The following is a 17174-nucleotide window of genomic DNA, read 5'->3' as shown; positions in this document are numbered from 1 at the left end:
ACCGAATCATTAGCGCGTAGAAGTGATTCGACCACCCGTTTACCTGTTTTTCTTTTCCAGTGCCTTACGAAAACACCATTTTACCGGCGTTTCCGAGTGAAATCGATCTTGGCAAGGGAATCAGCAAAGCCATCTCGTTCAGCTTTCTTCAAACGAGCACCGTTGTGTGCAACATCGTATACAGCCTTGTCTTCGTTTTGACTTCGTGTTGCGCGATTAAGTTCTTCTGCCGCCTGACCAAGTCGGTATGTAAGTGTTTCATCCGGAGTAGCTGTGATCTCTTCTTGACCCTCAACTACTTCTTCCTCACGCCCCCGGAGCGCTTTGATTTTCGCGAGTTCTTCGGCCAGTGTCATCTCGGCCTTTTCGACGTCGCCTGGTTTGAACACACAGGGGATTACGGCGACATGGCGAAGGGCCAGCAGGTTTTCAAGGGCCGAGGGCCCTAAAGTTTCGGTAATGTGGTCCTTCAGATTGTCCGGGTCATCGATCGCGTGGCGCAGGATTGCAGTTCGCAATGCAGCATGATCGGGATCACGGCATTCCATTTCTTCCATTTGGTGTTCGAACTGCACGACGACTTGGGGGTTAAGCGCGGCAATAGCCAGAATGGCCGCTTCGCGCAGTTGAATCTCGGCATTCTCGGCCGAGGCCAAAAACGAGGACCGCGCGCCGGGCGTGGCGGGCTGTTTTGGCGGCACCCATTTGCCGCGCGGTTGCCATTGCCGGGATTGCGGCTGCCGTTGCGGGCGGAACAATTGCCAGCGCAGGTCCTTGATCTCTTGCCCATAATGCGCCCGGATCGATGGGTCGCGGATAAGCTTGATTTTCTCGCGCAGGGACTTGTCCAAAGCCGCCTTGCGTTCGGGGCTGTCGAACACCTTGCCGTCGGTCTCGCGCTGCCACAGCAGCTTGACCATCGGAATGGCTCCATCCAGCACGGCCTTCACGGCGCCTGCCCCATCGACGCGCAGCAGGTCGTCGGGGTCTTTGCCCTCGGGCATCAGGGCAAACCGCAGCGACTTTCCAGCTTCGAGCAGCGGCAAAGCCAGATCAACCGCCCGCATCGCCGCGCGCAGACCTGCTGTGTCGCCGTCCAGCGCAATGATCGGCTCGTCCGATATCCGCCACAGCAGTTGCAATTGATGTTCGGTGATGGCCGTTCCCAAAGGGGCAACCGACGCGCCAAAGCCGGCTTCGACCAGCGCGATCACGTCCATATAGCCTTCGGCCACGATCAGCGGCTGCCCCTTCCCTGCCGCCTGTCGTGCCGGGCCTTGATTGTAAAGACTGCGTCCTTTGTCGAACAGTTCGGTCTCGGGCGAGTTCAGATATTTCGCGTTGTCATTGGGGTCCATCGCCCGCCCACCAAACGCGATACAACGTCCGCGTGGATCGCGGATCGGGTACATGATGCGGTTGCGGAAGGTATCATAAGGCTTTTTGCCCTTGTTCGAGGGCTTGGCCAGCCCGGCCCCAAGGATCAGGTCCTCGGCCACGTTCTTGCCGCGCAGATGGTCCCAAAGCGCCTGCCAATCGTCCGGGGCAAATCCAATCTCCCACCGGTCCAGTGCTTGCGCGTTCAACCCGCGGCGCGCGAGGTAGTCTCGTGCGGCGGCTCCTGCCCCGGTCTTGAGTTGCAGGCGGAAGAACTGCGCTGCCTGCTCCATCACATCAGCCAGCTGTGTTCGGTGGTCCTGTTTTTCCTGCGCCTTCGGATCGCGCGCAGGCATCGGCATCCCGGCTTCGCGGGCCAGAATCTCGACAGCTTCGATGAACGAGACATTCTCGGTCTCTTTCACAAAACTGATCGCGTCGCCTTTAGCGTGGCAGCCAAAGCAGTAGTAAAACCCCTTTTGGTCATCCACGTGGAACGAGGCCGTCTTTTCATGATGGAACGGGCAAGGCGCCCACATATCCCCTTTGCCTGGATTGGACTTGCGTTGGTCCCACATGACTTTGCGCCCGACAACCTGAGAGAGGCTGAGCCGCGTGCGCAATTCGTCCAGAAATCCGGGGGGCAATGACATGAGTCAAACCTGACAGAAACAGGAACGCGCGCCAAGGGGATGGCGCGCGGTTGTCCACAGGGAAATTGCCGGGTTGTGGATTATTGTTGCAGGCACAGTTCAAGCCACGCCGCGCCCAGGTCTTTCTTGCGCACATCCCGCATCTTTTGCTCATAAACCCAAGGTGTGATCAGCGGGATTGCAGCATTGTAGTTTTCCGGCCATGTCGGGCCGCTATCCGCCACCGCTTGTACAACGTCACGTTCGTTTACACGGTCCAGTCGCGCCTTTTGAATCGCAGCCACCACATCTGCTTGATACTTGCAGCTTTGCTCCTTGGTTTCCTGAGCGGCCAAAGGGGTGGCCAACAGAGCCGCAACAAAAGCGATACGCAACATGGAATTCTCCGGAGATTCGTTTCTTTGACGTAGATTGCCCGTCAACCTAACGGGCTGTCATGGACATTCAAGCCGCAGCCGATGCAGGCGGGGCGAATTGATCACCCCGCCTGTCTGATTCAGAGACCTTTGGCGCGGTAGCTTTTCGCAACACGGTCAATCGCCACGATATAAGCCGCCGTACGCAGGTCCTCGACATCATCACGGCTGTGCCAAACCTCACGCATCGACTGATAAGCAATGCGCATTGTGTCATCGAGACCCGAGCGCACCAGCTCAAGCTCATCCGCGCCTTTGAGGTACTTGGCCTTAAAGTCCGGCGACATAGACCATGCATCGCCCAGGTACCGGTCCAGCCTTTCCAGCTCGCTGACGATCAGTTCATGACGCGATTCTTCCTGTCGACGCTGCATCCGGCCAAAGCGGATATGGCTAAGGTTCTTGACCCATTCAAAATAAGACACCGTCACACCGCCCGCATTTGCATACATGTCGGGGATGATCACTGTGCCTTTCTTGCGCAGGACTTCATCCGCGCCAGCGGTAACCGGACCATTGGCAGCTTCGATAATCAGCGGCGCCTTGATCCGATCGGCGTTCGACAGGTTAATAACACCCTCCAAAGCCGCCGGGATCAGAATGTCGCATTCGGCCTCCATCACCGCTGCACTTTCAGCGGAATGGGTCGCATCGGGATAGTCTTTTACGCCGCCGTGTTTGACAATCCACTGCCGCACGGCTTCGACGTCAATGCCGTCGGGATTAAATAGTGCACCGTCCCATTCGATGATTCCGGTGATGCGCGCGCCATCTTCCTCGCTCAGGAACTTGGCTGCGTGATAACCTACATTGCCAAGCCCCTGCACGATAATGCGCTTACCATCCAGTTTGCCCGACAAACCTGCTTTTTGAATGTCTTCAGGGTGGCGGAAAAACTCGCGCAGCGCATATTGGATGCCACGTCCGGTCGCCTCGACCCGCCCGGCAATGCCGCCCGCATTCAAGGGCTTGCCGGTGACGCAGGCGCGCGCGTTGATGTCCGTTGTGTTCATCCGCGCGTATTGGTCGGCGATCCAGGCCATTTCACGTTCGCTGGTGCCCATATCGGGCGCGGGCACGTTTTGCGAAGGGTTTATCAGGTCTCGCTTTGCAAGCTCATACGCAAATCGCCGCGTGATCTGTTCCAGCTCATGCTCTTCATATTCTCGTGGATCAATGCAAAGCCCCCCCTTGGAGCCACCAAACGGCGTTTCAACAAGCGCGCACTTATACGTCATCAGCGCAGCCAGGGCTTCGACTTCGTCCTGATTCACTGCGGTGGCATATCGAATACCGCCCTTGACCGGCTCCATATGTTCCGAGTGGACAGATCTGTAGCCGGTGAAGGTATGAATTTCACCACGCAACCGAACACCAAATCGAACTGTGTAGGTTGCGTTGCAGACACGGATCTTTTGCTCCAACCCCGGCGGCAGCTCCATAAGGGCGGCTGCCCTGTTGAACATCAGGTCAACACTTTCACGAAAGCTGGGTTCTTTGATGCCGGTCATAAAATCCTCCGTAGCGGTACATGACGATACGTCACGACGTTTTGTCGCACCACTGGCGGCATGCTGCAATCAAACAATGCACTTTTTTTAATCATTTTATGAACGCATGCTTAGTTGCCCTAGGGTGAGTCGCTCAGATCGGCCAACTCCCTAACGAATTGTTTTCATTTCATCGACAGATCACCTGAAACGGTCCGAATTATACCCCTCGGGCGCGTAAAAAGGCCAAAACCAAGCCTTTTTCGCCCAATTCACGCCACGTTTGAAAATTAACTTTGTCCCAAATCTCTTTTTCTTTGACGCACGAATTCGACGTGTGAAGCGGAGTAACCAGAATGCTTAATTCCTTGCTTTGTAACGACGGCTCGAAACCGAAGCGCAAAACGTTCAAGTTAGTGCAGTTCGCTCGGAACGAAGATGGCGTCTTCACCATTTTCGTATTGTTTATGGTGGTCCTGATGCTGGCGATTACCGGCATGGCCATGGATGTCATGAAGTATGAGCGTGACCGCGCTAGCCTGCAATCCACACTGGACCGCGCTGTGCTTGCCGCCGCAGACCTCGACCAGGACCTTCCCGCCAAGGCGGTCGTCGATTCTTACATGGACAAGGCCGGGCTGGGCAATCTGAATGCCATTACGACGGTCGTCGAAGGTTTCGGCTCCAAAAAAGTAACTGCTACAGCTGAAGCGGTTGTGCCGACCCGCTATCTGAGGTTCGGCAAAGTCACTGAACTGGGCCTTGTTGCGACCAGCGCGGCTGAAGAATCCATTGGCGCTGTCGAAATCTCGTTGGTTCTCGACATCTCCGGCTCCATGTCTCAATCGTCCGCCACGCCATCAAAGACAAAAATCGCGGTATTGAGAGAAGCTGCGTCGGAATTTGTGAGGCTCATGCTAGACAAACCTGACGAAACACAGATTTCAATCTCGATTGTTCCTTATGCAACGCAGGTCAACGCTGGTGCATCAATCCTGGACAAGTTCACGAATGTCACGCAGGAACACAGTTATTCGCACTGCGTAAACTTCATTCCAGAGCAGTACAGCGATTCTGATCTGGAACGGGATGACACGTTGGAGCGCACCGCCCATTTCGATCCTTTCACCTATTCTGAAGGGTCAATCGACCTGCCCGTTTGTCCGGTCCGCGCAGGGAGTGCAATCACCCCTGTCACCGACAATATGAACAAACTGCTTGCCCAGATTGCGTCCCTCACCCCCGGTGGGAACACGTCGATTGATATTGGGATGAAGTGGGGCACTGCCCTGCTGGACCCGAGTATGCGCGGAATTGTTCGCGACCTGTCACTGGAACAGGATCCGTCCTTTGTAGGTACAACAATTGTACCATCAAAATTCTCGGTCCGTCCTTCAGACTATGGCACCGACGTTCTGAAGATCGCCATTGTTATGACCGATGGTCAGAACACCGATCAATACATGCTTAACCCATCGCTGCGCGAAGGTATGTCAGACGTCTGGTACAACCCGGAAGCTGATGAGTACACCGTGTACCACTCTGAGGGTCGTCCGAATTTTTTCTGGCCTCAGCAAGACGTTTGGGCGGATCATCCCTACGGAAACCCGGAACCTGAGACAGAGCTGAACGAAGAACCCGGAACAGCCGTTCGGTTGACATATCCTGAACTGTTTAACCGAGTATCTTTGGCATGGAACGCACGGTACAACTATTACTGGCAGTCCAGCGGTTGGGCAGAATGGTATTCCAAGGCCTACGCGAAAGTCGAAACGTCGGCCAAGAACCAGCGCACCAAGCACATTTGTGATGCGGCCAAAGATCAGGGTATCATCGTTTACGGTATCGCATTCGAAGCGCCCAGAAGCGGATACAGGACCCTCAAAGACTGTGCCAGCTCTGACAGCCACGTCTATGACGTAAGTGGCCTGAACCTTGAGAAAGCCTTTGAATCCATCGCATCGTCGATCCGCAAGCTGAGGCTAACCCAATGATCAGCAAAAAGCTGTCGATGCTACGCCTGTTTCGACAATCCGAGGCAGGGAATGCGACAATCGAGTTCATCATGCTCGTACCCTTCTTCCTGGCGCTTCTCGTGGCAGGAGCCGAACTGTCCATCATCACAATGCGGCATGCTGCTTTGGAGCGTGGGGTTGACCTGATCGTAAGGGATATTCGGCTGGGTACAGGTACGGACTGGAATCACGACGTGATCAGGGATCGGATTTGCGAAGTGTCCGGAATCAAGGATTGTACAGGGAATTTGCGACTGCAAATGGTCAAGCAGGACGCGTTCGCTGGTATCTTGCTTTCGGACGACATCCCCTGCACGGACAGTTCTGAAGATCCCAAGCCGGTTCTGGATTTCAAGAGCGGCCAGTCCAATGAGTTGATGATCCTACGTGCCTGCCTGCGCATAGATCCGGTTCTTGAGACCTCTGCCATTGCCAAGCTTGTCCCGGACGCTACCGGCCACTACGCGGTGACCGCAACAACGGCATTCGTACAGGAGCCACTGTAAGATCATGTCTGTACTCCAAAATCTGAGAAATCGCGTCAAAGTCTTCAAGAAAGACGAAAGTGGCATTCTGACCGTAGAAGCCCTCATGATTTTTCCACTGATGTTATGGACGATTACGTTCACGTTCACAGCATTCGAGGGGTTTCGTCAAAGCGCGTCCAATCTGAAGGCAGCTTATACAATCAGCGACCTGATTTCGCGTGAAACGCAGGCCGTAACAGATGTGTATATCGACTCGCTGCACGATTTGGCGGGCAAGATGATCAATAACCGGTCAGACGTGAAAATGCGTGTCTCGCTGATCGTTTACGATGAGGACGATAAACGCCACTATGTGCGCTGGTCGACCGTTCGCGGCTTTGACAATGAGTGGGACGACAACAGCATCGATGAAATCGAAGATCGCCTGCCGCCGATGCCCAATCAGGATACGGTCATTCTGGTCGAAACGTCGAATGAGTACATCCCCACGTTTAGACCGGGTTGGGACTTTGCGACAGGTATCACCTTTGAGAACTTCATCTTCACCCGTCCCCGCTTTACTAACGAAGTTGCGTGTAACTTATCCAGGACCCCGTTCGTCTGCACAAATAGCGGATAGAATTTCGGACATGAACTTGGCTTCGGCGGCAGATGTCATGCCGCCCACGCCAACCCGGTGACCCACCCGCCACCACAATCCCGGAGCCCAGCGGTTCGCCGCTTTGTTTCGCGTACGGACCAGAAAGCCGTTTGACGGTTTGAACGCGAATACACCCCGATCCACCGTTTCAATATCGGCCACTTCCGCGATGACCTGACCCGATCCCGTTCGCAACTCGGTCCGGGTCAGTTCGATACAGTCTTCTGTGGCGCGCCATACCCGAAGCGCCAGCCAAAGCGATGCACCGCCAACGACAAACAGAAACACCTGCCAAACCGGTTCGGGCGGCGATGCCAGCGCGACATAGGTAACCAGCATTCCAACCGTTGTCAGCATCCCTACCCCGGTCCATCGTCTGGGGGATGAGGCCTGAATCGTTGCCAACACGTCGTCCTGCATGGATGTCTCCTGTCTGATCCACTTCGATCTAGCCATTTTGCGCCGGAAACAACAGGGGTTTGGCTGCAAAACAATTTCGCACAGGTCCGGTTATTTTGTGCAAATTGACTGCTGTGGCGCAGAGATTACATGCTGCCCGGATGAAACGGAGGCAAACATGTCCCTTAGACCGACGTTGGAAACACGCAAAGCCATCCCCACAATGGAAGGGGCTGGTGTGAAACTTCACCGCGCATTCGGGTTTCAGGACCCGTCCGAACTGGATCCCTTTCTGCTGTTTGATGATTTCAGAAATGAACGCCCGCAGGATTATCAGGCCGGTTTTCCCTGGCACCCGCACCGGGGGATCGAAACGATCACTTACGTCCTGACCGGCACGGTCGAACATTCGGATTCGCTGGGCAACACCGGCACGCTTGGCGCCGGTGATGTGCAATGGATGACCGCCGGATCCGGTATCCTGCATCAGGAAATGCCAAGCGGCAACATCTCAGGCCAGATGCACGGCTTCCAGTTGTGGGGCAACCTGCCTTCGGACCAGAAGATGACCGCCCCGCGCTATCAGGACGTCCAAAGCAAGGATATCCCCGAAATCACCGATGACGATGGCACGACAGTGCGGGTGATCGTAGGTGATTTCTGGGGTAAGACTGGACCCGTAGACGGGATAGCTGCTGACCCGCAATATCTGGATATCTCTGTCCCGGCGGGTGTGAAGAAAACTTTCCGGATCGATACGTATCGCCGTGCTTTCGCCTATGTGTTTCAGGGTCAGGCCGCCTTTGCCGATGCCTCGCAGCCGACAGGTGTGCTGCTGGAAAAGGAAATCGCCGGGCAAGAGGTCAATATCCGCGACATGTCTGGGGATCGCACGCTTGTCCGTTTTGGCACTGGCGATGAAATCACCGTTCAGGCTGGCCCCCAAGGCGTGCGGTTCCTACTGATCTCAGGGGCTCCCATCAACGAACCCGTCGCCTGGCATGGCCCCATCGTGATGAACACGCGGGCCGAACTGGAACAGGCATTTCGCGAGCTGCGCAATGGTACGTTCATTCGCCCCGCGCACTAACAGCGTGACGGTTTGACTTTGTCAGGCCGTCACTGCCTTGTGCACCATGTTCCAATAGATCTCCTCGACCTCGTCCAGAGACAGGCGACCGCCCGAGCGGTACCAGGTCATCACGCCATTCAGCATGGCAATCACGGCCAGCGTTGCAATCTTCGTGTCCGAAATTGCGAAATGTCCGGCCTGCTGCCCTGAAGCAAGGATGCTTTCCAGCACGTTTTCGTATTGGCGCCGCAGGTCTTCGATTTCAGCAAAGTTTTCGGGTGAAAGATTGCGCAACTCCATATAGGCGATGAAAACTTCGTCGGGGCGTTGCAAATGGAAGCGGATGTGAAAGCCGATAAACTGGCGCAAGGCGTCTTTTGCATCGTCGCAACGGCCCATTGCATCTTGCGCCTCAAGCAGGTCCTGCATGTGTTCGCGCATCAACCGGTGTAAAAGGCTCTGTTTGTCGGGCGTATAGTTATAAAGCGCGCCTGCCTGGACCCCGACCTCTTTCGCGATCTGCCGCATCGAGACGGCGGCATACCCATAGCGGGCGAACAGGTGCAGCGCAGCCTTGCGGATACGCGGGCCGGTTATGTCGGAATGTGAGCCTTGAGTGCGTGCCATGGGCCTACAGTATATGAACAGATGTTCATATAGAACCCCGCTTGAACGATTTCGTCAAAACGTGCATCACGATGGGGCAACAAAGACCGAAAAGCCTGCGACATGAAACTGCTGCCTGTTTTGCCACTTTTTCTGTTTTGTTCCGCCTGTGCGGACATTCCCGAGCTGGAAGGCAGCGAACAGGCTGCGGTCAGATCCGCCGCCTACCCGCGCCTTATTCCGCTGCAGGAAACCTTGGGGCCACCGGTGGATCCGATCCATCAGGCAGCAGCCGTCGAAGACGAACTGACACAACGCAGCAATGCCTTGGCTCAAAAGGCGCAGGCGCTACAAAACGCGCAAACCAACTGACGCGCCATAAATCACCCCCACTATCCCCCGGTGACGGATTGCACCCTTGGCCTGAACCCGCTAAGGCAGCGCTGATTGGACAAGCATCCGACACCAAAAATACTCGAGCTGAAAAGGACCACGACATGACACAGGCACTGCGGCTTGGAATTGCGGGCTTGGGAACGGTCGGCGTGGGTGTCGTCAAGATCGTCCGCCGCCATGCAGAGTTGTTGCAGGCCCGTACAGGCCGTTCGATTGAAATCGTGGCTGTTTCCGCGCGCGACCCGAACAAGGACCGTGGCGTGAACCTGTCGGACTATGCCTGGGAAACTGATCCGGTTGCATTGGCAAAACGCGACGACATAGACGTTTACGTCGAATTGATGGGTGGCGAGAATGGTCCAGCCAAAGCCTCGGTCGAAGCAGCATTGGCCAGTGGCAAGGATGTGGTCACGGCCAACAAGGCGTTGCTGGCTATCCACGGGCAGGAACTGGCTGAAAAAGCCGAGGCCGCCGGTCGTGTGATCCGGTTTGAGGCCGCTGTCGCTGGTGGTATCCCGGTGATCAAGTCCCTGACCGAAGGTCTGGCGGGTAACGAGATCACCCGCGTGATGGGAGTGATGAACGGGACGTGCAACTACATTCTGACTCGGATGCAGTCGCAGCGTCAGGGCTATAATGCCCTTTTCGATGAATGCGCCGAATTAGGATATCTGGAGGCAGACCCCAATCTGGACGTTGGGGGTATCGACGCTGCGCACAAGCTGGCCCTGCTATCCTCGATTGCGTTTGGGACCAAGCCGAATTTCGACGCGATCGAGATTGAGGGTATCCAGCAGATCAGCCTGGACGACATCGACCAGGCCGAAGACATGGGCTTTCGCATCAAGCTGCTGGGCGTGGCGCAGCGCACCGCGCGCGGGCTGGAGCAACGTATGCAGCCCTGCCTGGTACCCAGTGACTCACCACTGGGCCAGCTGGAAGGCGGCACCAATATGGTCGTGATCGAAGGCGACGCGGTTGAGCAGGTTGTTCTGCGCGGCCCCGGCGCGGGCGAAGGCCCAACAGCCAGCGCTGTGATGGGCGATGTCTGCGATCTGGCGCGCGGATTGCAGATCCCGACCTTTGGCCGCCCGGCCACCACGCTTGAAACCGCAGTTCCCGCCGTCACCGGCCGACCTGCGCCGTATTATCTGCGACTGGGCCTGCTGGATAAACCTGGTGCATTGGCCAAGGTTGCGGCCATTCTGGGCAATGCCGGGGTGTCAATCGACCGGATGCGCCAATATGCACATGCCGAAAGCACAGCGCCTGTACTGATCGTCACCCATAAGACCACCCGAACGGCGCTGGACGTCGCGTTGGAGGGTTTCCGCGAAACCGATGTGGTGGCAGGCGACCCGGTTGCATTGCGGATTGAAGCGGTTTGACCTTGCGGCCTGCATGAAACGCAAGCTATGCCGGAAGACACGGCTATACTGACCAGAGGATACAGAAACATGAGTGCTGCCAAGACCGATTTCAATGACCGCCTGCTGTCTCTGGGGCTGGCGAGGGTGGCAGAACAGGCTGCACTGGCTTCGGCTTCGCTTGTGGGCCGGGGCGATGAGAAGGCCGCGGATCAGGCCGCAGTGAACGCGATGCGGGAACAGTTGAACCTGCTGGATATAGCAGGTGTCGTGGTCATCGGTGAAGGCGAGCGTGACGAAGCACCGATGCTGTATATCGGCGAAGAGGTTGGCACCGGAAATGGCCCCGGCGTGGATATCGCACTGGATCCGCTGGAAGGCACCACGCTGACCGCCAAGGATATGCCGAACGCACTGACCGTCATCGCAATGGGCCCGCGCGGCTCGATGCTGCACGCGCCGGATGTCTATATGGACAAACTGGCGGTTGGCCCGGGTCTGCCGGAAGGCGTTGTCAATCTGGACATGACGCCGCGCGAGCGTGTCGAAGCGCTGGCCAAGGCCAAGGGGTGCAAACCGGCCGACATCACCGTCTGCATTCTGGAACGCCCGCGCCACGAAGCGATGATTGCCGAAGTGCGCGAAACCGGTGCCGCGATCCGTCTGATCACTGATGGTGACGTGGCGGGTGTCATGCACTGCGCCGAAAGCGAAGTGACCGGCATCGACATGTATATGGGCCAGGGCGGCGCGCCCGAAGGTGTGTTGGCCGCCGCTGCGCTGAAATGTATGGGCGGGCAGATTTTTGGCCGCCTGTTGTTCCGGAACGATGACGAACGTAGCCGGGCCGCCAAGGCTGGCATCACCGATCTGGACCGAGTTTATGCACGTGATGAGATGGTGACGGCGGATGTGATCTTTGCCGCCACCGGCGTGACTGGCGGCTCTTTGCTGCCCCGGATCAAGCGCGAGCCCGGCTGGGTGGAAACCACAACGCTGTTGATGCGGTCCAAGACCGGGTCGGTACGCCGCATGTCCTACCGCACGCCGACTTGGCCGCATGACAATTCATAACGGCTTGCGCCGTTGCCTTCGGCCAGAGTATTTCTGAAAAGGTGAAGAGGCCGGGTCCGCAAGGGTCCGGCCTTGGCGCATAAGAGGCGAGCAATGAGTTTTCTTGGAGTCGAGCAATCACTGACGGGACGGCTTTGGGTTGGACCTAGCCCCGAGATTGAGCGGGCGGCCGAGATGATGGCGCAACAAACCGACCTGCCCCGTGCCGTTTGCCAAGTTCTGGCCCGGCGCGGCGTGCCGGTATCGGAGGCGCCCGGCTTTCTTGACCCAAAGCTGAAGGAGTTGCTGCCTGATCCGCGGGCCTTAAAGGATATGGAAGTTGCCGCCACGCGCTTTCTGGAAGCCGTCCGCAATCGTCAGAAAATCGCGGTGTTTGCAGATTACGATGTCGATGGCGGCAGCTCTGCCGCGTTGCTGCTGGTCTGGCTGCGGCAGATGGGCGTGCAGGCGACGCTTTATGTGCCGGACCGGATCGACGAAGGGTATGGCCCCAACGTTCCCGCAATGCAGGAGCTTGCGGCCAGGCATGACCTGATCATCTGCGTTGATTGCGGCACGCTCAGCCATGATCCGATTGCGGCGGCTTCGGGTGCGGATGTGATCGTTCTGGACCACCATCTGGGGGGCGAGACGCTGCCCGATTGCGTCGCTGTGGTAAATCCAAACCGACAGGATGAAAGCGGCGATCTTGGTTATCTTTGCGCGGCAGGCGTGGTGTTTCTGATGCTGGTCGAAGCCGGTCGCCAGCTGCGTGACGCAGGCGCAAGGGGACCGGACCTGATGGCCCTTCTGGATCTGGTGGCCCTGGCGACCGTTGCCGATGTGGCGCCGCTGATAGAAGCTAACCGCGCCCTGGTGCGACAGGGGCTGAAAGTGATGGCACAGCGGCAGCGCCCCGGCCTTGTCGCGCTGTCCGATATCTCGCGCATGGATACAGCACCCAACAGTTATCACCTGGGGTTTCTGCTTGGGCCCCGTGTGAATGCCGGGGGAAGGATCGGTCAGGCCGATCTGGGCGCGCGCTTGCTGAGTACCGATTCTCTGCATGAGGCGCAGGCGTTGTCCGAACGTCTGGATGCATTGAACACTGAGCGCCGCGACATTGAAAACGCGGTGCGTTCCGCCGCGCTGGCGCAGGCCGAGGCGCGTGGCTTGGACGCCCCTTTGGTCTGGGCGGCAGGCGAGGGCTGGCACCCCGGTGTCGTTGGTATCGTGGCCTCTCGGCTGAAGGAGACAGCCAATCGACCGGCAATCGTGATCGGTTTTGATGGGGATGAGGGTAAGGGTTCGGGCCGCTCGGTTTCTGGCGTCGATCTTGGGGCTTCGATCCAGCGTCTGGCGGCCGAAGGGTTGCTGGTCAAAGGAGGCGGCCACAAGATGGCCGCAGGTTTGACCGTCATGCGCGATCAGTTGGAACCCGCAATGGAGCGCCTGAGCGAGTTGTTGGCCAGACAGGGGGCCGGCCAGGGCGGTCCTGCGGATTTTAAACTGGATGGCGCGTTGATGCCCGGCGCGGCAACCGTGGATCTGATCGAGCAGATCGAACAGGCCGGACCGTTTGGCGCCGGTGCTCCGGCCCCGCGCTATGCGTTGCCTGACCTGCAGGTTCGCTTTGCCAAACGGGTCGGTGAATCGCATCTGAAACTGTCGCTGACCGATGGAATGGGCGGCGGGCTGGATGCGATTGCCTTTGGTGCTTTTGACGGGCCGATGGGCGAAAAACTGTCAAATCATGGCGGTGCGCGCTTTCATTTTGCGGGTCGGCTAGAGGTCAACACCTGGGGCGGACGCCAATCTGTGCAGCTCAGGCTGGAGGACGCGGCAGAAGCCCGTTAACACGCAGCTTTGGTGCGCTAAAAAACTTTCCAATCCCTGCGTTTTTACGCTTGCGGGGGTCACGGCGAAACCGTAAAAGGCCCTCCACAAGCCAGCGTGGCCCGTTCGTCTATCGGTTAGGACGCCAGGTTTTCAACCTGGAAAGAGGGGTTCGATTCCCCTACGGGCTGCCATTTGCGCTTGTGACCTGATACCAAGTGGCCCGTTCGTCTATCGGTTAGGACGCCAGGTTTTCAACCTGGAAAGAGGGGTTCGATTCCCCTACGGGCTGCCACTCTTCCTTAGCTTCTTCCATCCCAAAGCACCAAGACCATCCGGGCTGCGCCTGAAAACAGCAACCTAGCTGTCATCAACGATCTGAATTTCGATGCCCCAACGGTCAAGGAATCTGGCCACCCCACCTTTTGGCACAGCATCCGTGACCAACGAATGCACCAGCCGAGGATCCGGCCCCACATAAGGTGCCCTTTCACCAAACTTGGAATGCGCTGCAGCCATAACAACCTGGTCCGCACACCTGACCACCACCGATGCAAGATCCGCTTCGGCCGCGCTTTGATACAGAAACCCTTTGCTGTCTGAAATCGCATCCGTGCTCAGGATCACGATGTCAAAGGCATAGCGTTGCAGCTGCTTATGGGTGACGTGACCAAAAGTACCCCTTTCATCGATCTGCAACTCCCCCCCCAAAAGGTGCACCCGGTTTCCGTTGACCCCGGCCAAGGTCTGCACGACACCGATGGAGTTGCTGACAACCGTGAGGTTACTGACCTGGCGCAGTTCTTCGGCGACAAAGGCAGTCGTCGATCCCACATCCAGGAAAACGGTCATCTGATCGCGAACCAGTTTCGCGGTATGCCCGGCGATCAAACGCTTTTCATCCGCGTCTTGCGAAATCCGGTGAAAGAAGTTGGGGGCGCCCTGCACTCCGGCAAGATAGGCACCGCCATGAACGCGCTCGACCGTACCCGCCTTTGACAAGGCTTTGATCGTTCGGCGCACCGTCTCTTCGGAGACGCCGAGCATATTCGCCAAATCTGAATTCCGGGCCGTTCCACCCAAACGTCTTAGGGCATCAAGCAATTCCAGCTCACGATGGGTGTTGAGGGTATTCTTCTTCACGAACCGGCTCCGGAAATTTTCTTTATATGGACACGGAATACCGTGAACGGCAAGGCAGTGCCACATCCGCATTGCCACATCCGGCCTTTTGTCGGACCGGATTGGTGCTATATGAGCACTGAGTTTTAGCAATAATGATCTGGGAAGCTGGTTTGCCTGACTTCCCACTCAGTGCCGGATCAGTGTCGGTGCCTCACGAAACACGAGTGCAATTCTGCGCGCCAGCCGTCATTACAAGCCCGCATTGAGTCACGGTGGATTTCCCTATTTACCCCGCTTGAACTCAATAGATTTTCACAAGCAAAATTAGTTGTTTACAATCAATCTCTGCACTGGAAGGACGCTCGAATCACCTGTCTTCTGAATGCCTGAACGTCAATTACTAAAAATTTAGTTTGACACATACGCAAAAAATCGCTGATGCTGTTCTGCATCCGGTTCCCGCCGGAGAACCATAATTTTTGGGAGGAGACAGATGCGGAGACATCTACTTTCCGCAGTGGCGGCGGCTGCCGTCATTGCGGGGCACGGGTCCGCTTGGGCCGACGAAGCCGCAGCACAACGTTGGATCGACGACGAATTCCAGCCATCGACCTTGTCGAAAGACGAACAGATGGCCGAGATGCAATGGTTTATCCAAGCTGCACAGCCCTACGCTGGCATGGAAATCAACGTCCTGTCCGAAGGTATTCCGACGCATTCTTACGAGTCGGAGGTTCTGACCAAGGCTTTTGAAGAAATCACCGGCATCAAGGTCAATCACCAGATCCTTGGCGAAGGCGAAGTGGTCCAGGCTGTTCAGACCCAGATGCAGACAGGTCGGAACCTGTATGACGGCTATGTCAACGACAGTGACCTGATTGGTACCCACTCGCGCCTGCAACTGGCCTATCCACTGACCGACATGATGGGCGGCGACTGGGCGGCGACAACTTCGCCAACAATCGATCTGGATGACTTCATGGGCATTCAGTTCACCACCGGGCCGGACGGCAAGCTGTATCAGCTTCCCGACCAGCAGTTTGCGAACCTTTACTGGTTCCGCAAGGACTGGTTCGATGACGAGGCCAACAAGGCCGCGTTCAAAGAGAAATACGGCTATGATCTGGGCGTTCCGGTCAACTGGTCGGCCTATGAAGACATCGCCGAGTTCTTCACCAATGACGTGAAAGAAGTCGACGGCGTGGCGATCTACGGCCACATGGATTACGGCAAGCGCGCGCCTGACCTTGGCTGGCGCATGACCGACGCCTGGCTTTCGATGGCCGGTGCCGGTGACAAGGGCGAGCCGAACGGTATTCCGGTTGACGAATGGGGCATCCGCATGGAAGCGGGCACCTGTAACCCGGTCGGCGCCTCGGTGTCGCGCGGTGGTGCTGCAAATGGCCCCGCAGCGGTCTATGCGATCCGCAAATGGGACGAATGGCTGCGGGCCTACGCGCCTCCAGGTGCGGCGTCTTACGACTTCTACCAGTCGCTGCCGGCACTGAGCCAGGGCAACGTGGCCCAGCAGATTTTCTGGTACACCGCCTTTACCGCCGACATGGTGAAGCCGAAGTCCGAAGGCAACAACACCGTGGATGACGAAGGCACGCCGCTGTGGCGGATGGCGCCCAGCCCGCACGGCCCCTACTGGGAAGAAGGCCAGAAGGTTGGCTATCAGGACGTGGGTTCCTGGACGTTCCTGAAATCAACCCCCTCGGATCGTGCGCAGGCAGCCTGGCTTTATGCCCAGTTCGTTACGTCCAAGACTGTTGATGTGAAGAAGTCCCATGTGGGTCTGACCTTCATCCGCGACAGTTCGGTCAACCACGAGTCGTTCACGGAACGTGCATCCAAGCTGGGTGGTCTGGTCGAATTCTATCGCTCGCCTGACCGCGTGGCATGGTCGCCGACCGGCATCAACGTACCGGACTATCCAAAGCTGGCCCAGATCTGGTGGCAGCAGATCGGTGACGTGAACTCGGGCGCCTTCACCCCGCAAGAGGCGATGGACCGTCTGGCCGAAGAGATGGACATCACCATGGCCCGTATGCAGGCCGCGGATGAAAGTGCCGGTGTCTACGGTGGCTGTGGCCCGCGTTTGAATGAACCGCAGGACGACGCATTCTGGCTGGAAAAAGCGGGTTCGCCCAAGGCCAAGCTGGAAAACGAAAAGCCGCAGGGCCAGACCGTCAACTATGACGAACTGGTTAAGCGCTGGCAGTCCCAGTAAAAGCAACA

The 17174-nt window shown here is 57.2% G+C and carries 15 protein-coding genes and 2 tRNA genes; 11 read left to right on the top strand and 6 right to left on the bottom strand.

All coding sequences use genetic code 11. The annotated features are described in order from the left end of the window. Positions 1–80: 80 nt before the first annotated feature. From dnaG to ACR0ID_RS04680, 3 genes are all read right to left on the bottom strand, one after another. On the bottom strand, positions 81–2030 hold the full coding sequence (dnaG, locus tag ACR0ID_RS04690) for a DNA primase (protein ID WP_480604102.1): 1950 nt from the start codon (positions 2028–2030) through the stop codon (positions 81–83). 80 nt (positions 2031–2110) lie between these two features. Then, positions 2111–2407, bottom strand: a complete 297-nt coding sequence (locus ACR0ID_RS04685; RefSeq protein WP_480554631.1) for a hypothetical protein — start codon at positions 2405–2407, stop codon at positions 2111–2113. 119 nt (positions 2408–2526) lie between these two features. Then, positions 2527–3957 (bottom strand): Glu/Leu/Phe/Val family dehydrogenase, encoded by a 1431-nt coding sequence (locus ACR0ID_RS04680; RefSeq protein ID WP_480604100.1) that lies wholly within the window; start codon positions 3955–3957, stop codon positions 2527–2529. A gap of 335 nt (positions 3958–4292) precedes the next feature. Between ACR0ID_RS04680 and ACR0ID_RS04675 the strand changes: the two genes are divergently transcribed. Genes ACR0ID_RS04675 through ACR0ID_RS04665 form a run of 3 tightly spaced genes read left to right on the top strand, consistent with a single transcriptional unit; the run spans position 4293 to position 7058 of the window. Then, positions 4293–5930: a Tad domain-containing protein gene (locus ACR0ID_RS04675; RefSeq protein ID WP_480604098.1), complete on the top strand. Its 1638-nt coding sequence runs from the start codon at positions 4293–4295 to the stop codon at positions 5928–5930. Further along, positions 5927–6457 carry a TadE/TadG family type IV pilus assembly protein gene (locus ACR0ID_RS04670; RefSeq protein ID WP_480604096.1) on the top strand — a complete coding sequence of 177 codons (531 nt, stop codon included), beginning with the start codon at positions 5927–5929 and terminating at the stop codon, positions 6455–6457. The genes ACR0ID_RS04675 and ACR0ID_RS04670 overlap by 4 nt, the downstream gene beginning before the upstream one ends. 4 nt (positions 6458–6461) lie before the next feature. Continuing rightward, complete coding sequence (locus ACR0ID_RS04665; protein ID WP_480516528.1) at positions 6462–7058, top strand: TadE/TadG family type IV pilus assembly protein; 597 nt, start codon at positions 6462–6464, stop codon at positions 7056–7058. Here the strand turns inward: ACR0ID_RS04665 and ACR0ID_RS04660 are convergent. Further along, complete coding sequence (locus ACR0ID_RS04660) at positions 7020–7499, bottom strand: hypothetical protein (RefSeq protein ID WP_480476394.1); 480 nt, start codon at positions 7497–7499, stop codon at positions 7020–7022. The genes ACR0ID_RS04665 and ACR0ID_RS04660 overlap by 39 nt on opposite strands. Before the next feature lie 157 nt (positions 7500–7656). Between ACR0ID_RS04660 and ACR0ID_RS04655 the strand changes: the two genes are divergently transcribed. Then, on the top strand, positions 7657–8568 hold the full coding sequence (locus ACR0ID_RS04655; protein WP_480516526.1) for a pirin family protein: 912 nt from the start codon (positions 7657–7659) through the stop codon (positions 8566–8568). Between the two features lie 21 nt (positions 8569–8589). On the opposite strand, the gene ACR0ID_RS04650 is transcribed toward ACR0ID_RS04655, so the two are convergent. Beyond that, on the bottom strand, positions 8590–9177 hold the full coding sequence (locus ACR0ID_RS04650; RefSeq protein ID WP_480604093.1) for a TetR/AcrR family transcriptional regulator: 588 nt from the start codon (positions 9175–9177) through the stop codon (positions 8590–8592). 102 nt (positions 9178–9279) lie between these two features. Here ACR0ID_RS04650 and ACR0ID_RS04645 point away from each other — a divergent pair, with 102 nt between their 5' ends. The 6 genes from ACR0ID_RS04645 (at position 9280) to ACR0ID_RS04620 (ending at position 14103) form a co-directional block, all read left to right on the top strand. Further along, complete coding sequence (locus ACR0ID_RS04645) at positions 9280–9528, top strand: hypothetical protein (protein WP_480604092.1); 249 nt, start codon at positions 9280–9282, stop codon at positions 9526–9528. 125 nt (positions 9529–9653) lie between these two features. Then, positions 9654–10940 (top strand): homoserine dehydrogenase, encoded by a 1287-nt coding sequence (locus tag ACR0ID_RS04640; RefSeq protein ID WP_480516520.1) that lies wholly within the window; start codon positions 9654–9656, stop codon positions 10938–10940. Positions 10941–11009: 69 nt separating this feature from the next. After that, entirely contained in the window at positions 11010–11993 is a 984-nt protein-coding gene (gene glpX / locus ACR0ID_RS04635; protein ID WP_480516517.1) for a class II fructose-bisphosphatase, read from the top strand. Between the two features lie 93 nt (positions 11994–12086). After that, positions 12087–13829, top strand: a complete 1743-nt coding sequence (recJ, locus tag ACR0ID_RS04630) for a single-stranded-DNA-specific exonuclease RecJ (protein WP_480604090.1) — start codon at positions 12087–12089, stop codon at positions 13827–13829. 98 nt (positions 13830–13927) lie between these two features. Further along, positions 13928–14002: transfer RNA gene (locus ACR0ID_RS04625), tRNA-Glu, on the top strand. A gap of 26 nt (positions 14003–14028) precedes the next feature. Further along, positions 14029–14103 (top strand) — tRNA-Glu (locus ACR0ID_RS04620). Between the two features lie 65 nt (positions 14104–14168). Here ACR0ID_RS04620 and ACR0ID_RS04615 read toward each other — a convergent pair. Further along, on the bottom strand, positions 14169–14951 hold the full coding sequence (locus ACR0ID_RS04615; RefSeq protein ID WP_480604088.1) for a DeoR/GlpR family DNA-binding transcription regulator: 783 nt from the start codon (positions 14949–14951) through the stop codon (positions 14169–14171). 475 nt (positions 14952–15426) lie between these two features. Here ACR0ID_RS04615 and ACR0ID_RS04610 point away from each other — a divergent pair, with 475 nt between their 5' ends. Further along, entirely contained in the window at positions 15427–17166 is a 1740-nt protein-coding gene (locus ACR0ID_RS04610) for an ABC transporter substrate-binding protein (protein ID WP_480476378.1), read from the top strand. Positions 17167–17174 lie beyond the last annotated feature (8 nt).

The organism is Ruegeria sp. AL2 (assembly GCF_056540845.1).
This window is presented reverse-complemented; position numbering and strand designations above follow the sequence as displayed.

What these genes read in the sequence shown, in the direction of transcription:
- ACR0ID_RS04610 (WP_480476378.1), top strand. Translation starts at nt 15,427, where the DNA reads ATGCGGAGACATCTACTTTCCGCAGTGGCGGCGGCTGCCGTCATTGCG.
- ACR0ID_RS04665 (WP_480516528.1), top strand. Translation starts at nt 6,462, where the DNA reads ATGTCTGTACTCCAAAATCTGAGAAATCGCGTCAAAGTCTTCAAGAAA.
- ACR0ID_RS04660 (WP_480476394.1), bottom strand. Translation starts at nt 7,499, where the DNA reads ATGCAGGACGACGTGTTGGCAACGATTCAGGCCTCATCCCCCAGACGA.
- ACR0ID_RS04640 (WP_480516520.1), top strand. Translation starts at nt 9,654, where the DNA reads ATGACACAGGCACTGCGGCTTGGAATTGCGGGCTTGGGAACGGTCGGC.
- dnaG (WP_480604102.1), bottom strand. Translation starts at nt 2,030, where the DNA reads ATGTCATTGCCCCCCGGATTTCTGGACGAATTGCGCACGCGGCTCAGC.
- ACR0ID_RS04650 (WP_480604093.1), bottom strand. Translation starts at nt 9,177, where the DNA reads ATGGCACGCACTCAAGGCTCACATTCCGACATAACCGGCCCGCGTATC.
- ACR0ID_RS04675 (WP_480604098.1), top strand. Translation starts at nt 4,293, where the DNA reads ATGCTTAATTCCTTGCTTTGTAACGACGGCTCGAAACCGAAGCGCAAA.
- ACR0ID_RS04680 (WP_480604100.1), bottom strand. Translation starts at nt 3,957, where the DNA reads ATGACCGGCATCAAAGAACCCAGCTTTCGTGAAAGTGTTGACCTGATG.
- glpX (WP_480516517.1), top strand. Translation starts at nt 11,010, where the DNA reads ATGAGTGCTGCCAAGACCGATTTCAATGACCGCCTGCTGTCTCTGGGG.
- ACR0ID_RS04685 (WP_480554631.1), bottom strand. Translation starts at nt 2,407, where the DNA reads ATGTTGCGTATCGCTTTTGTTGCGGCTCTGTTGGCCACCCCTTTGGCC.
- ACR0ID_RS04645 (WP_480604092.1), top strand. Translation starts at nt 9,280, where the DNA reads ATGAAACTGCTGCCTGTTTTGCCACTTTTTCTGTTTTGTTCCGCCTGT.
- ACR0ID_RS04670 (WP_480604096.1), top strand. Translation starts at nt 5,927, where the DNA reads ATGATCAGCAAAAAGCTGTCGATGCTACGCCTGTTTCGACAATCCGAG.
- recJ (WP_480604090.1), top strand. Translation starts at nt 12,087, where the DNA reads ATGAGTTTTCTTGGAGTCGAGCAATCACTGACGGGACGGCTTTGGGTT.
- ACR0ID_RS04655 (WP_480516526.1), top strand. Translation starts at nt 7,657, where the DNA reads ATGTCCCTTAGACCGACGTTGGAAACACGCAAAGCCATCCCCACAATG.